The organism is Streptomyces sp. NBC_01257, assembly GCF_035917255.1.
In the GTDB taxonomy this organism is placed as follows: domain Bacteria; phylum Actinomycetota; class Actinomycetes; order Streptomycetales; family Streptomycetaceae; genus Streptomyces.
In genome coordinates, this window is sequence record NZ_CP108472.1 from 998,248 (window position 1) to 1,012,951 (window position 14,704).

At 70.1% G+C, this 14,704-nt stretch carries 13 protein-coding genes; 4 read left to right on the forward strand and 9 right to left on the reverse strand.

All coding sequences use genetic code 11. From position 1 onward, the window contains the following. Positions 1-5: 5 nt before the first annotated feature. The gene (locus OG408_RS04440) at positions 6-1,295 is read right to left on the reverse strand and encodes an ABC transporter substrate-binding protein (RefSeq protein WP_266785953.1); all 1,290 of its coding nucleotides are present in this window, start codon (positions 1,293-1,295) and stop codon (positions 6-8) included. A gap of 263 nt (positions 1,296-1,558) precedes the next feature. Here OG408_RS04440 and OG408_RS04445 point away from each other — a divergent pair, with 263 nt between their 5' ends. Next, positions 1,559-3,601, forward strand: a complete 2,043-nt coding sequence (locus tag OG408_RS04445; protein WP_326668332.1) for an NPCBM/NEW2 domain-containing protein — start codon at positions 1,559-1,561, stop codon at positions 3,599-3,601. Between the two features lie 109 nt (positions 3,602-3,710). On the opposite strand, the gene OG408_RS04450 is transcribed toward OG408_RS04445, so the two are convergent. Then, positions 3,711-4,667: an ROK family protein gene (locus tag OG408_RS04450; protein WP_266775636.1), complete on the reverse strand. Its 957-nt coding sequence runs from the start codon at positions 4,665-4,667 to the stop codon at positions 3,711-3,713. Positions 4,668-4,849: 182 nt separating this feature from the next. Between OG408_RS04450 and OG408_RS04455 the strand changes: the two genes are divergently transcribed. Both OG408_RS04455 and OG408_RS40125 read left to right on the forward strand, forming a co-directional pair. Beyond that, a complete protein-coding gene (locus OG408_RS04455) occupies positions 4,850-5,878 on the forward strand; it encodes a LacI family DNA-binding transcriptional regulator (protein ID WP_266775638.1) in 1,029 nt (342 codons plus the stop codon). Between the two features lie 140 nt (positions 5,879-6,018). Further along, a complete protein-coding gene (locus tag OG408_RS40125) occupies positions 6,019-7,815 on the forward strand; it encodes a hypothetical protein (RefSeq protein ID WP_405401858.1) in 1,797 nt (598 codons plus the stop codon). A gap of 70 nt (positions 7,816-7,885) precedes the next feature. Here the strand turns inward: OG408_RS40125 and OG408_RS04465 are convergent, their stop codons facing one another. The 5 genes from OG408_RS04465 to OG408_RS04485 form a co-directional block, all read right to left on the reverse strand. Continuing rightward, complete coding sequence (locus tag OG408_RS04465) at positions 7,886-9,184, reverse strand: DUF6986 family protein (protein ID WP_266775640.1); 1,299 nt, start codon at positions 9,182-9,184, stop codon at positions 7,886-7,888. Between the two features lie 171 nt (positions 9,185-9,355). Continuing rightward, positions 9,356-10,318 (reverse strand): electron transfer flavoprotein subunit alpha/FixB family protein, encoded by a 963-nt coding sequence (locus OG408_RS04470; protein ID WP_326668336.1) that lies wholly within the window; start codon positions 10,316-10,318, stop codon positions 9,356-9,358. A 61-nt stretch (positions 10,319-10,379) separates the two neighbouring features. After that, positions 10,380-11,165, reverse strand: a complete 786-nt coding sequence (locus OG408_RS04475) for an electron transfer flavoprotein subunit beta/FixA family protein (protein ID WP_266775645.1) — start codon at positions 11,163-11,165, stop codon at positions 10,380-10,382. A 201-nt stretch (positions 11,166-11,366) separates the two neighbouring features. After that, positions 11,367-11,873: a flavin reductase family protein gene (locus OG408_RS04480; protein ID WP_266775647.1), complete on the reverse strand. Its 507-nt coding sequence runs from the start codon at positions 11,871-11,873 to the stop codon at positions 11,367-11,369. 196 nt (positions 11,874-12,069) lie between these two features. Beyond that, positions 12,070-12,396, reverse strand: coding sequence for a TlpA family protein disulfide reductase (locus tag OG408_RS04485; protein ID WP_266775649.1), 327 nt, complete (start codon positions 12,394-12,396; stop codon positions 12,070-12,072). Between the two features lie 218 nt (positions 12,397-12,614). Between OG408_RS04485 and OG408_RS04490 the strand changes: the two genes are divergently transcribed. Beyond that, the gene (locus tag OG408_RS04490) at positions 12,615-13,337 is read left to right on the forward strand and encodes a lysophospholipid acyltransferase family protein (protein WP_266775651.1); all 723 of its coding nucleotides are present in this window, start codon (positions 12,615-12,617) and stop codon (positions 13,335-13,337) included. Between the two features lie 30 nt (positions 13,338-13,367). Here OG408_RS04490 and OG408_RS04495 read toward each other — a convergent pair whose 3' ends face one another. Then, positions 13,368-14,060 (reverse strand): B3/B4 domain-containing protein, encoded by a 693-nt coding sequence (locus OG408_RS04495; protein WP_285568955.1) that lies wholly within the window; start codon positions 14,058-14,060, stop codon positions 13,368-13,370. Between the two features lie 26 nt (positions 14,061-14,086). Continuing rightward, the gene (locus tag OG408_RS04500) at positions 14,087-14,689 is read right to left on the reverse strand and encodes a transglutaminase-like domain-containing protein (RefSeq protein WP_326668339.1); all 603 of its coding nucleotides are present in this window, start codon (positions 14,687-14,689) and stop codon (positions 14,087-14,089) included. Positions 14,690-14,704: the final 15 nt, after the last annotated feature.

A 14,704-nucleotide genomic window follows, 5' to 3' on the forward strand; every position in this document is an offset into this window, starting at 1 on the left:
CCGGTTCAGTCCGAGGCGAAGATGGTCTTCTTCTGCCGTTCGATGTCGTTGACCAGGCCGTCCACGTCGTTCGGACTGCTGATGAACTTCTGGATCGCCGGGATCATGACCGTGGACGAGAAGTCCGGGCGGGTGTCCCGGTCCAGGAACTGGGAGATCTGCTTCGCCCCGGAGACCAGCTCGACGGCCTTCTTCTGGATGGCGGAGTACTGGGAGGTGTCGGCCTGGTCGCTGACCGCGATGTTGTTCGGGTCGCTCTTCAGGTAGATGTCCTCGGCCTTGCCGGTGGCGAGCCACTTCAGCAGGTCCTTGGCGCTCTCCAGGCTCTTCTTGTTCTTGAGGTTCTTCGACTTCTTCGCGAGCAGGAACCCGTCGATCGGCGCCTCGACGGCGTCCTGGCCGTGCTCGGGGTTGATGACGGGGAAGGGGAAGAAGTCGAGGTCGGCCTGTTCGCCCTTGGGGAACTGGGCCCCGGGGTGCGGCAGTCCGAGGACGGTCATGCCCGCCTCGCGCTTCTGCAGGCTGGTGGCGGCCTCCTGCCAGGTACGGCCGTTGGCGCCCTGCTGGCAGTACGGGAGCAGGCGCCGCCAGGTGTCGAAGACCTCCCGGACCCGTTTGTCGGTCCAGGCCTCCTCGCCGGCCATCAGGCTCTTGTGGAATTCGTATCCGTTGGTCCGCATGTTGATGTAGTCGAAGGTGCCCATGGCGGGCCAGCCGTCCTTGTCGCAGAACGCGATGGGGTCCAGCTTGTCCTTCTGCATCTGCTTGGCGAGGGCCACGTACTCGTCGAGCGTTTTGGGCGCCTGATAGCCGCGCTCGGTGAAGAGGCTCTTCCGGTGGAACACGGCCCACGGATAGTAGTAGTAGGGCGTGAGGTACTGCTTGCCGTCCTCGCCGGTGGACTGGGCCTTCAGGGCGTCCGAGAATCCCTCGTAGCCCTCCCAGTTGTCACTGATGTCGTGCAGCAGCCCCTTCTTGGCGAAGAACTGCATGCGATTTCCGGCGAACCACATGAAGACGTCGTCGGGCTTGCCCTGGAGATATCGGTTGATGTTCTCCTGAAAGGTGTTGTGGTCAACGGTGTTGACCTTCACCTTGCGGCCGTCCGACTGGGCGGCGTAGGCCTTGAAGGCGTCGGCGAACGCCTTCTTCGGAATGGGGTCGGACGAGTTCGATCCCAGGGTGATGGTCTTGCCGTCACCGCCGGGTCCGCCGCCGCAGGCGGTGAGCAGAGCGGGCAGCGTGACCGCGCCGGCTCCGACTGCCGCGCCCCGCAGCAGACTTCGCCGGGACATCCGATGTCCCGCGACACTGCCGGGCAGATCTGACCTGTCGTACGAGTGCGCCATGACCCCCTCCTCCGGAAGGCAACCGAACACAACCGAACGTGCGCTTGGATCTCACCCCCAACCAGCAGTGGCGTCAAGGGTTTTGACGAGATACCGAACAACCGGCACCACCCCTCTTCCAACAGACTTCAACACGCTCTAACGTAATCGCTCGTCTTGGCGTGCACATGTCGCCACCCGTTTCGGCACGAGCCAGGAGGAACGTAACGATGCGTCATCTTCCAAGCCGTACAACCCGAACAGGCCGCCGCAGAGTCATCGGAGCGCTCGCCGCGGGCCTGCTGTGCGCGGCGGGAGTCACCGTTCCCGCCGCCGCCCAGTCCCCCGCCACCGCGTCCGCGACACCAGGCGCCGCGCGGGCCGGCAACGGTCTCGCCCTCACACCCCCCATGGGGTTCAACAACTGGAACTCGACCCATTGCCGGGCCGAGTTCGACGAGGCGATGGTGAAGGGCATCGCCGATATCTTCGTGGCGAAGGGACTCAGGGAAGCGGGCTACGAGTTCGTCAATCTGGACGACTGCTGGGCGAAGCCGCAGCGCAACGCGGACGGCAAGCTGGAAGCCGATCCGGCGCGATTCCCGAACGGGATCAAGGCGGTCGCCGACTACGTCCACTCGAAGGGGCTCAAGCTCGGCATATACACCAGCGCGGGCACCAAGACCTGCGACAGCGTCGGACTCCCGGGCGCGCTCGGGCACGAGTACAGCGACGCTCAGCAGTTCGCAGACTGGGGCGTCGACTATCTCAAGTACGACAACTGCAACAACCAGGGCGTGGACGCCAAGGAGCGCTATACGACGATGCGTGACGCGCTGGCCGCGACCGGCCGGCCCATCGTCTACAGCATTTGCGAATGGGGCGAGAACAAACCCTGGGAGTGGGCCGCCGGTCTGGGCAATCTCTGGCGCACCACGGGCGACATCAACGACAGCTGGGGCAGCATGCTGTCGATCATGAAGCAGAACCTGCCGCTCGCGGCGGCCGCGGGCCCCGGCCACTGGAACGACCCCGACATGCTGGAGGTCGGGAACGGCGGGATGACGGACACGGAGTACCGCACCCACTTCTCCATGTGGTCGGTGATGGCCGCACCCCTGCTCATCGGCTCCGATCTGCGCACGGCGACGCCCGAGACGTACGAGATCCTCGCGAACCACGAGGTCATCGCCGTCGACCAGGACCCGCTCGGCAAGCAGGGCACCGTGCTCTCGTCCGAGGGCGGGCGCTGGGTCGTCGCCAAGGAGATGGCGGACGGCAGCCGGGTGGTGGCGCTGTTCAACGAGACCGGGAGCGCGCAGCGGATCTCCACGACGGCCGCGGCGGCGGGGCTGCCGCAGGCCTCCGCGTACACCGTGCGCGATCTCTGGGCGCACACCACGCAGAACACGGCGGGCGGCCTCTCGGCGACCGTCCCGGCCCATGGGACCGTCCTGCTGCGTGTCGCCGCCGACAGCGACTGGGCCGCCTATCCGCCCGCGGTGGAACTGGGGCTCGGCACAATCCCGTTCGTGGAGGCCGGCCGCACGCAGCAGCTGACCACCACGGTCACCGGCCTGGGCCGGACGCCCGCCGTGAAGGTGTCGGCCGCGCTCTCCGGGCCGGCCGGCTGGCGGGTCAGGGCCGATTCCGCGACCACGGCTGCCGCCCTGCCGACCGGCAGGGCGCTGACCACCCGCTGGCGCGTCACGGCTCCGGCCGGCACGGCAACCGGTGCCTACGATCTGACACTCACCGCGCAGTACCGCTCGCCCTCGGGACAGCGGGTGCGGACCTCCGTACCGTTCCAGGCCCATGTGGTGGTGGCGCCACCGGCCGGCGACGGCTACCTGAGCGATCTGCCGCAGCTCTCCGCGGCCAACGGCTACGGACCGGTCGAGAAGGACACCAGCAACGGTGAGAGCGCGGCCGGTGACGGCCATCCGCTCACCATCGGCGGCGAGGTGTACGCGAAGGGGCTTGGGGTGCACGCGGACAGTGCCGTCGAGTTCTACACGGGCGGCGCGTGCAGCGCGCTGACGGCCCTCGTCGGGGTCGACGACGAGAAGGGCGACAAGGGAAGCGTGGGCTTCGAGATCTGGGCGGACGGCACGAAGGCGGCATCGACCGGGGTGCTGACCAACGCGATGGCCGCGCAGCCGGTCTCGGCCGACGTGAGCGGTGCGCAGGTCGTACGTCTGGTGGTCACCGACGGGGGCGACGGCGTCGACTCCGACCACGCGGACTGGGCGGACCTCCGCATCACCTGCTGAGGCCGCCGCCCCGGGGAGGCAGAAGGTCCTCGGGGCGGCCGGGTGGCGACGACAGCCGCCGTCGCCACCCGGCCGCGGTTCCGTGACGGCCCGGAGAGCCGGACCGCCGCTAGACGGACACAGCCCCGTCCGCGGTGACCCGTGCGGCGAAGGCCGCGGCCGCCGCGCCCACGAGTCCGGCGTCGTTGCCCATGACCGCCGGTGCCACGGTGAGCTGCTGGACGAACGAGAGCGTCGCGTACCGGCGCAGGGCGGTGCGCAGCGGGGCGAACAGCACCTCGCCGGCGCCGGCCACTCCGCCTCCGATCACCGCGATGTCGATCTCGACCAGGGTGGCCGTCGCGGCGATGCCCGCGGCCAGCGCCTGCGCGGCGCGTTCGAACGAGGCGACGGCGACCGGGTCGCCCGCCCGTGCGGCGGCCGCGACCGCGGCCGCCGACGCGTCGCCGTCCGGGCCGGGCCGCCAGCCGCCCTCCAGGGCGCGGCGGGCGATGTTGGGGCCGCTCGCGATGCGCTCGACGCAGCCGCGCGCCCCGCACGGGCAGGGATCGCCGTCGAGATCCACGCTGATGTGCCCGATGTGGCCCGCGTTGCCGCTGGGGCCGGGGTGGAGCGAACCGCCGAGGACGAGCCCGCCGCCGACCCCGGTCGACACGACCATGCACAGCGCGTTGTCATGGCCGCGGGCGGCGCCGAGCCAGTGCTCGGCCGCGGTGATCGCGACGCCGTCGCCGACCAGCTCGACCGGGAGCCCGCCGGTCGCCCTGCTCACCCGCTCCACCAGCGGGAAGCCCCGCCAGCCGGGCACGTTGACGGGACTGACCGTCCCGGCCGCGGCGTCCACCGGACCCGCGCTGCCGATCCCGACGGCCGTGGCCCGGCCCCACAGCGGGGAGGCGGTCAGTTCGGCCAGCACCTCACCGACGGCCGCCATCACCGTCTCGCCGTCCTCCCGGGCGGGCGTCGGACGCTGCACCCGCACGCGGAGCGTGCCGTCGCCGTCCACCAACGCTCCGGCGATCTTGGTGCCGCCGATGTCCAGCGCGGCGACGAGGTCGGTATGCATCGGTGTGGGCTCCGGATGGTGAGGGGGCGGACCTGCGGCTTCAGTAAATAGTCTGCATAGTCTCCATTCAGCTGACAACGTTGTCCAGGGCCTATGCTCGACGCCACACCCTCCGGCCGCCCCAGCGGTACCCTCCGCGGTCCGTCCGGACAGCCCCGTACCCGACGACAGGACAGCGCACCGTGGCCGAGACCACCCGTCACCCCGAGCCCCGTTACGGCAACAGGCCGACCATGAAGGATGTGGCCGCCCGCGCCGGAGTGGGCCTCAAGACGGTCTCCCGGGTGGTCAACAGCGAGCCGGGCGTCACACCCGACACCGAGCGCCGCGTCCAGGAGGCCATCGACGCGCTGGGCTTCCGCCGCAACGACAGCGCACGGGTACTGCGCAAGGGCCGCACCGCCTCCATCGGCCTGGTCCTGGAGGATCTCGCCGACCCGTTCTACGGACCGCTGAGCCGCGCGGTGGAGGAGGTGGCACGGGCGCACGGCGCCCTGCTCATCAACGGTTCGAGCGCCGAGGACCCGGAGCGCGAGCAGGAACTCGTCCTCGCACTCTGCGCGCGCCGCGTCGACGGGCTGATCGTGATTCCGGCCGGCGACGACCACCGCTACCTGGAACCGGAGATCAAGGCCGGCATAGCGACGGTGTTCGTGGACCGCCCGGCGGGCCGGATCGATGCCGACATGGTCCTCTCGGACAGCTTCGGCGGCGCCCGCGAGGGCGTCTCCCACCTGATCGCCCACGGCCACCGCCGGATCGGCTTCATCGGTGACCAGCCCCGGATCCACACCGCCACCGAGCGTCTGCGCGGCTACCACACGGCGATGACCGACGCCGGGATCACCGTCGAGGACTCCTGGGTCTCACTCGGCTCCACGGACCCGGACCGCGTCCGGGTGGCCGCCGAGACCATGCTCTCCGGCCCGGAACCCGTCACCGCGCTCTTCGCGGGCAACAACCGTGTGACGGTGACCGCGGTGCGCGTCCTCGCGGGCCGGGAGCGGCCGGTCGCCCTGGTCGGCTTCGACGACATCGAGCTGGCGGATCTGCTCGGCATCACCGTCATCTCCCAGGACGCGGCGGCAGTCGGCCGCACCGCGGCCGAACATCTCTTCCGCCGCCTCGACGGGGCCGACCACTCACCGGCCCGCGTCGAACTCCCGACGCGACTGATCGCCCGCGGTTCGGGCGAACTGCGCCCGTCCTGAGAACACTTGAGCGGATTCGCACCTTCTGGCCTTCTGGGAGGCGCGGTGCCCGGTTCACTAGGATGTCGGACGCACTGCGCCCGTATTCCTAATTTCCGGGGAAGGTCAGAAGCAAGGTGAACGAACGCACTCTTGAGGCATTGGGCCTTGATGAAGCGCCACGCGAACACCCGCTCATCTACCCGGGGGCCTGGCCCGTGGAATCGGGCCTGCTGCATCGGAACGAGTACCTGAGGTTACGGCCCAAGCAGAACCGGCGGCTCGCCCAGTGGCTGGTGGAGAGCCCGGACAACGGATTCAACGGCAACGCCGCGTCGAGTCGTGCCGTACCGCTCGACTACGCGCTCATGAGCTCCAACGAACCGCTGATCGGGGAGCGGTACCCGGTGCTCTCGATCGGCTCCAACGCCTGCCCGGCGCAGTTGCGGCACAAGATGGAAGGGCTGGGCGTCTCCTCGACCATTCCCATGGTCAAGGTCCGCTCCACCGGCATCGGGGTCGGGGTCTCCGCCTATGTGAGTCCGCTCGGCTACGTCTCGGCGTCCCCCTTCCACACGCCGGGCAGGACCCGCGACCTGTTCGTCACCTGGCTGGACGCGGCCCAGCTGGAGATCGTCGACGGCAGCGAGGGCGTCTTCACACCCGGTGGCGAGTACGACCGGGTGTTCCTGCCGGGCGACGACTTCCCCGTCGAGCTGCCCTCCGGCGAGCGGCTGGGCGGCGTCTACGCGTATGTACACCGCTACGGCGTGATCCACGACGGAACGGGCGCCCCCAGGACGCACCCCGGCGAGCGGCAGTTGCTCACCGACCTGCTCTCGGAGTCACGGCGCCTGCGGGAGTGGTTCGGTGACACGCCCGACGAGTTCAGCTCGCGGGCCCGGGGCGACGAACAGCTCTGCGAGAAGGGCACCCGGCTGTTCCAGGACGAGGAACGCACCACACGGTCCGGGCTGGAGGACCTGGTCCCCGAGGCGCCGTCGAACATTCCGTACGACGACATCCACCCGGCCAATGACCTGCCGCCGAACGCCTTCCACGCCGCCCGCACCCCCGATACGTACGACCAGCGCGGTTCGGGTGTCGTCAGGATCTCGGCCGGGCTCGCCGCCACGCTGCGCCACCCGAGCCATGTGATCGTGCAGAACGTTCAGATTCCCGCTGCCCGGCACGAGCGGCTCGGCGCTCTGGCCAATGTGGTGGTCGCTGCCGACATCGACCGCGAGGACCGGCGAACCGTGCAGGTCGACCGCTCGCTGCGGATCTGCGTGGGGGTCGAGCCGGGCGAAGCGATCACGGTGCGCCCGGCCACGCTCCCCAAGCGCAGACACCGCTGGCAGGATCTGCTGTTCGGCAAGCAGAGCTACATCACCTGCCGGATCCAGGACGGCGACCGCGCCAGCGCGGAGCACGAGGTCTGCCTGCTGGACGCCCTCACGCTTCAGCTCATCGGCGTGTCCAGCGGCGATGACGTGGTGCTGGAGGGCTTCCCGGACGAGAACGGGATCGTGCCGATCCTCGAACTGAAGGCCATCCAGACGAGCGACGAGGTGCAGAGCCGCCGGACCGAGCTGCACGGCGGCGACATGACCAGCCGCTATCCGAGCTCGCTCGACGCGCTCGGCACCTATCCGGACCTGCCGTGGGCGTTCCTGGACCGCAGGCTGTGGTCCGGACTCGGCGTCGAGGGACAGTGGCTGGCCACCGTACGCATCCGCTGCAGCCGTACCTACCAGCTCAAGAAGGAACTCCGCGAAATGGTGTTCCTGCTCGGCCTCGCGTTCATCGGCGTGGTCACCGTGCTGAACAGCATCCTCTGGCGGGTCACCAGCCTCGTCGTCCTCGTGCTGCTCGTCGGCGTCCTGGTGAGCATGCGGCTCCGCAGCAGACTCACCCAGCGCGCGCGGCGTATCGGAGGCCCGATACAACGCCGGTGATCCGGTCGTCCCGGGCGCGGCACACGCCGGCGCCCGGGACGACCGGATCGTTCACACGGTGCGCTACCCGCTACGGCGCCGTGACGGTCAGCCCGCCGCGCCGCGGTGAGGCGAAGGCGTCGAGGTCCGCGCGGGTCAGTCCGGTCAGCCGGGCCACCTCGGCGGTGTCCAGGGCGCCGCAGTCGATGCCGCGCAGCAGGTAGCCGCTGAGCGCCTTGGCGGTGGCGGGTTCGTCCATCACGTCGCCGCCGGCCTTGGCCACGTAGGCGGCGAGCCGGGCCGCGGCCTGCTCCAGGCCCTCGCGGTAGAAGGTGTAGACGGCCGCGTAGCGGGTCGGCAGGTGGCCCGGGTGCATGTCCCAGCCCTGGTAGTAGGCGCGGGCCAGAGCGCGCCGCGTGAGGCCGTAGTGCAGTCGCCAGGCCTCGTGGACCTGCGGGGTCGGGCCGACGGGCAGGACGTTGGTCGAGCCGTCGGAGACCCGTACCCCGGTGCCCGCGGCGGCCACCTGCATGACGGCCTTCGCGTGGTCGGCCGCCGGGTGGTCGCTCGCCTGGTAGGCGGCGCTGACCCCGACGCAGGCGCTGTAGTCGAACGTGCCGTAGTGCAGTCCGGTCGCCCGGCCCTGCGCGGCGTCGATCATCCGGGCGACGGCGGCGGTGCCGTCGGCCGCGAGGATGGACTGGCTGGTCTCGATCTGGATCTCGAAGCCGAGCCGCCCGGAGGGCAGGGCGTGGGCCTTCTCGAAGGCTTCGAGGAGCTGGACGAAGGCGGTGACCTGTTCGGGGTACGTCACCTTCGGCAGGGTCAGCACGAGCCCGTCGGGAAGGCCGCCCGCCTCCATCAGGCCGGTGAGGAAGACGTCCGTGGTGCGGATGCCCCGGTCGCGTACCGCGGCTTCCATGCACTTCATCCGGATGCCCATGTACGGGGCCGCCGTGCCGTTCGCGTACGCCTCCGAGATCAGCCGGGCCGCCCGGGCCGCGGCCTCGTCCTCCTCGGCGTCGGAGCGGGGGCCGTAGCCGTCCTCGAAGTCGATCCGCAGGTCCTCGACGGGCTCGCGCTCCAGCTTGGCGCGGACGCGGTCGTGGACGGGGCCGGCGAGCTCGTCCGGAATGCCGAGGACCGCGGCGAGCGAGGCGGCGTCGGGGGCGTGCTCGTCGAGCGACCGCAGTGCCTGGTCGCCCCAGGAGCGGATGGTGCCCTCGGTGAAGGCGTCCCCGGGTACGTAGACCGTGTGGACGGGCTGGCGCGTGCCGGGGTCGCCCGGGTAGCGGCGGGCGAGTTCGGCGTCCACCGCCGTGAGGGAGGCGCTGATCCCGTCGCTGACCGCACCGGCGAGGCTCGTCGCCACCTTCTCCTGCTGACCCATCTCCGCACCCTCCGCACTCTCGTTGTTTCCGCTTCCCGGAATCAACAATCCGTATAGTGAAGTTATAAGGCTGTCGTACCTGCGTCAATGGTGATCGGAAACGGTGCGGGGCCGCGCGGTGGGTTCACCGCGCGGCCCCGGGCCGTCGTGCTGTGCTGTGTGCCGTGGGGGTCAGCCCTTGCGGGTGTTGACCTCGTCGGTGAGCTGGGGGACGACGTTGAAGAGGTCACCGACGACGCCGTAGTCGACGAGGTCGAAGATCGGGGCCTCGGCGTCCTTGTTGACCGCGACGATGGTCTTCGAGGTCTGCATGCCGGCCCGGTGCTGGATCGCGCCGGAGATGCCCGAGGCGATGTAGAGCTGCGGCGAGACGGACTTGCCGGTCTGGCCGACCTGGTTGGAGTGCGGGTACCAGCCGGCGTCGACCGCGGCGCGCGAGGCGCCGACGGCGGCACCGAGCGAGTCGGCGAGGGCCTCGATGACCGCGAAGTTCTCCGCGCCGTTGACGCCACGGCCGCCGGAGACGACGATCGCGGCCTCGGTCAGCTCCGGACGCCCGGTCGACTCACGCGGGGTGCGGGAGAGGACCTTGGTGCCGGTGGCCTGCGCCGAGAAGGAGACCGTGAGGGCCTCGACGGCACCGGCGGCCGGTGCCGGCTCGACCGGGGCCGAGTTCGGCTTGACGGTGACGACCGGGGCACCCTTGGAGACACGGGTCTTGGTGGTGTACGAGGCGGCGAACGCGGACTGCGTGGCGACCGGGCCCTGATCGCCGGCTTCCAGGTCGACGGCGTCGGTGATGATGCCGGAACCGATCCGGACCGCGAGGCGGGCCGCGATCTCCTTGGCCTCCGCGGAGGAGGGCAGCAGCACGGCGGCCGGGGACACCGCGTCGTAGGCGGCCTGGAGCGCGTCGACCTTCGGTACGACGAGGTAGTCGGCGAACTCGGGGGCGTCGGCGGTCAGAACCTTGACGGCACCGTGCTCGGCAAGCACGGCGGCGGTGTCCGCGGCGCCGTTGCCCAGGGCGACGGCGACGGGCTCGCCGATGCGGCGGGCGAGCGTCAGCAGCTCCAGGGTGGGCTTCCGGACGGCACCGTCCACGTGGTCGACATAGACGAGAACTTCAGCCATGGGACTTCAATCTCCTGCGTGTGCGAGGTAGGCGGGGGCGGTGAAGGGGTACGGCCGGGGCTCAGATGAACTTCTGGCCGGCCAGGAACTCGGCCAGCTGCTTGCCGCCCTCGCCCTCGTCCTTGACGATCGTGCCCGCGGTACGGGCCGGACGCTGCGCGGCGGAGTCGACCGCGGTCCACGCGCCACCCAGGCCGACCTCGTCCGCGTCGATCCCCAGGTCGTCCAGGTCCAGCGACTCGACCGGCTTCTTCTTCGCGGCCATGATCCCCTTGAACGACGGGTAACGGGCCTCACCGGACTGGTCGGTCACCGACACCACCGCCGGCAGCGACGCCTCCAGCTGCTCGGACGCCGTGTCACCGTCCCGGCGGCCCTTCACCACACCGCCCTCGACCGACACCTCGGACAGCAGCGTCACCTGCGGCACACCCAGCCGCTCGGCCAGCAGCGCCGGAACCACACCCATCGTGCCGTCCGTCGACGCCATCCCCGAGATCACCAGGTCGTAACCCGTCTTCTCGATCGCCTTCGCCAGCACCAGCGACGTACCGATCACATCCGTGCCGTGCAGATCGTCGTCCTCGACATGAACGGCCTTGTCCGCACCCATCGACAGCGCCTTGCGCAACGCGTCCTTGGCGTCCTCCGGACCCACCGTCAGCACGGTGACCTCCGCATCGTCCGCCGCGTCCGCGATCTGCAACGCCTGCTCGACCGCGTACTCGTCCAGCTCCGACAGCAGCCCGTCGACATCCTCACGATCCAACGTCAGGTCATCGGCGAAATGCCGGTCACCGGTCGCGTCGGGCACGTACTTCACACAGACAACGATCCTCAAGCTCACGCCGGCTCTCCTACTGCATCGTCATTTCCGGGCTGCCTTGTTGCACGCAGCATAGGCGCCTGATGGGGCGATTTCCGGTCGGGGCGACCGGCGCACCGACCGTAATATTACTCGCCAGTACACCCACTGGGTGTTCAATGAGCAAGCGCTTTGCGCTGTGATCTGGCCAACGCCGGGCGCTCGGATGCCACCACGGCGAGGTCAGTCTCGCAGAGCCGTGAACCTGCCCTGGTGATAGACCAGCGGACGGCCGCCGCCGGCCGGATCACCGACGACCGCCTGCGCGATCACGATGCGGTGGTCCCCCGCCGGGATCCTGGCCACGACCCGGCAGACCAGCCAGGCGAGCACGCCGTCCAGCACCGGGACGCCTTCGGGCCCGCTGCTCCATCGGGTGGACGGGCCGAACCGGTCGGCGCCGCTGCGCGCGAAGGTGGCGGCCAGCTCCCGCTGGTGATCGCCGAGTATGTGGACGCCGATGTGCTCGGCCTCCGCCACCACCGGCCAGCTGGAGGACGAGGTGCCGACGCCGAAGGAGATGAGCGGCGGGTCGGCCGCGACGGAGTTGAGGGAGGTGGCGGTGAAACCGACCGGCCGGTCACCGGCCGCGGTGATCACGGCGACGCCGGCGGCGTGCTGCCGGAACACGGAGCGGAGGAGGTCGGGCGAGGCGGTCCGGGCGTTGCCGAGTTCGGGTGATGCCGTCATGGAGATGTCCTTCTGCACGTCGGAGGTACGGGGCCGTGGATGCTCAGGCATCCGGACAGCGCGCACTCGCGTTGCGGGCGAGGTCGACGTGGACCCGGCCGTAGAGAAGGAGTACTGGCGGCATAGCGTCAGAGTGACGATGCGTGGCGGTTGCAGTCAAGACCGTCCCATCAGGTGGGAGAAGCATCACGGCCCGTCATATCGCCTGTCCCAGCGCGGCGACGACGTCGGCGGTGCGTGGCTGTCCGACGGCCCGGCGGACGATGCGGCCGGCGGCGTCGAGGACCAGCACGGTCGGGGTCCGGCTGATGTCCAGCGCGCGCACAAGAGTGAGATGCGCCTCGGCGTCGATCTCCACATGGGCGACACCGTCGACCATCCCCGCCACCTCGGCGAGGGTGCGACGGGTCGCCCGGCACGGCTGACAGAACGCGCTGGAGAACTGGACCAGCGTCGCCCGCTCCCCCAATTCCACGCCGAGTTGGGCCGTGTCCAGCCTGTTCGTATCTGCCTGCCCGTCCACCTTCGGCCTCCTGTCAGAGCTCTACGCAAAGGGTCAGCACCCACGGCCGCCCGGACATTCCCGGCCGTTCCACGTGACGAGAATCTCGCGCCCCGCGCCCGCCGAGACTGGCCACCACGACGCGCATGGGGCACGATCGGCCCAATGCCGAAAACCTACGGCTGCGTAACTTCCGCCGGGAGAACCCTCCCCAGGCGCTGAAGAAGGGTCTTCTCCAGATGGCAGAACTCGTCTATCGGCCGGTCATCGGCGCCGCTCGTACGTTTTTCAAGGCGCTCGACCTGAAGATCGACACTCAGGGTTCGGAGCACATCCCGAAGACCGGTGGCGCGGTTCTGGTCAGCAACCACATCAGCTATCTGGACTTCATCTTCACCGGGCTGTCGGCGCTGCCGCAGAAGCGGCTGGTGCGGTTCATGGCGAAGGAATCGGTGTTCCGGCACAAGGTCTCGGGACCGCTGATGCGCGGCATGAAGCACATCCCCGTCGACCGGAAGCAGGGCGAGGACGCGTATGCGCACGCCCTCTCCTCGCTGCGCTCCGGCGAGATCGTCGGCGTGTTCCCCGAGGCGACGATCTCGGAGTCCTTCACGCTCAAGAGCTTCAAGTCGGGTGCGGCCCGTCTCGCCCAGGAGGCCGGCGTTCCGCTGATCCCGATGGCGCTGTGGGGCACCCAGCGGCTGTGGACCAAGGGGCGCCCGCGCAACTTCAGGCGCAGCCACATCCCGGTGACGATCCGGGTCGGTGAGCCGCTGGAGGCCCCGACCGACCAGTACGCGGGTGCGATCACCCGGCGGTTGCGGGAGCGCGTGCAGGAGCTGCTCGAAGCGGCCCAGCGCGCCTACCCGGTGCGCCCGAAGGACGCGAGCGACACCTGGTGGGTGCCCTCGCACCTCGGCGGTACGGCTCCGACGGCCGCCGAGGTCCGCGAGCGCAGCTGACGGGCGCCGGCCCGGAGTGCGGCCGAAACGTCACTCCGGAGTGCGGACGGTGATCCGCGCTCCGGGGCTCAGCTTCTCCAGGGACTCGGCGAGTTCGGTGCCGGCCGCCTCGAGTTCACCGGCGGTCATCGGCGCCAGGCTCTCCAGCAGGAAGAGGGCGTTCACCGACTCCTCGGTGAGCCGGGTGCGTACTCCCTGGCGCCAGTTCCACCGCCGGCAGGTGACGCCCTCGTCGTCGCGCCAGACGACCTCGCCGGGCTCGGGGTGCTCGATGGTCTCCTCTCCGCCCGCGACGGTGGGAAAGGGCTCGCGCCCGGTGGAGCGCACGAGCCGCATGGCTCCCTCGATGCGGTCCGTGTCCTCGCCGCCGACCGGGATCAGATGGGCGACGCTGATCGCGTTGTAGAGGTCGACCAGCAGATTGATCCGGGGCAGCCCCGCCTCGCTCAGGGCCCGCTTGGCGAGCGCCTCGGCGGAGTTGCGGGTACGTGAGGGCTTGGCGCCGAACGCGGTGTAGGTGTCGCGCCAGGCGGCGAGGTGGGGGTCCTCGTGCGGGGGCCGGCCGTCGAGCCGCTCGGCGAGGCGTCGCGTCGCGTCGTCCAGGAGGGCCGAGCTCCGCACGTCGCTGGGTCCGTTGACCAGGCCGTGCGCCTCCACGGCGAGGCAGGTGAAGCCGGGGGCGAGGGCGCGTACCTCGTCGGAGACGGTGATGGTCGGGGTCATCGATACCTTGCCTGGAGTGGGTGTCGTCAGAGTGCTGTCGGGAGTGTGCGCCAGAGTTCCGCGCGGTCGGCGGCCGTCCGCAGGGCACGCAGCACCTCCGGATGCGGTGCTGCATAGAGTACTGGATAGTCCACTTCATTGAACTCCGGCCGGACGGGCCAGGCCAGCCGCTCCTCGTCCAGCGAGAACTGCGCGTCCACACCCGGCGGCACGTTGCCCCGCGGATCCTGCCGGTCCCAGCGGTCACGGCCCGGCAGCCTCAGCGCCACCAGCCCGTGGACCGCCCCCGGATCCCCGGAGTCGTCCGCGAGCGCCTGGTAGCAGAGGGCGGTGGGGATGCCCTCCGCACGCAGGAGTGCGGCCAGGGCGTGCGATTTGGCATGGCAGATGCCGTTGCGGGTGGCGAGGACGTCCGAGGCGCGCCAGGCGACCCGCATATCGCCCGAGTCCGCGGAGTGCGTGACGGTGTCACGTACGAAGGCGTAAGCAGCGGCGGCGTATGAGTATGCGTCCGTTGCCTCGGAGCGCAGTCGTGCGGCCGTCTCGCGGACCAGCGGATGCTCGTGGTCGATTGCCTCGTCGGCCGTCAGGTAGGCGGAGATCTCCGGGATCTGCTGCGTCAGCTCCATGAGCGTCGAGCGTAG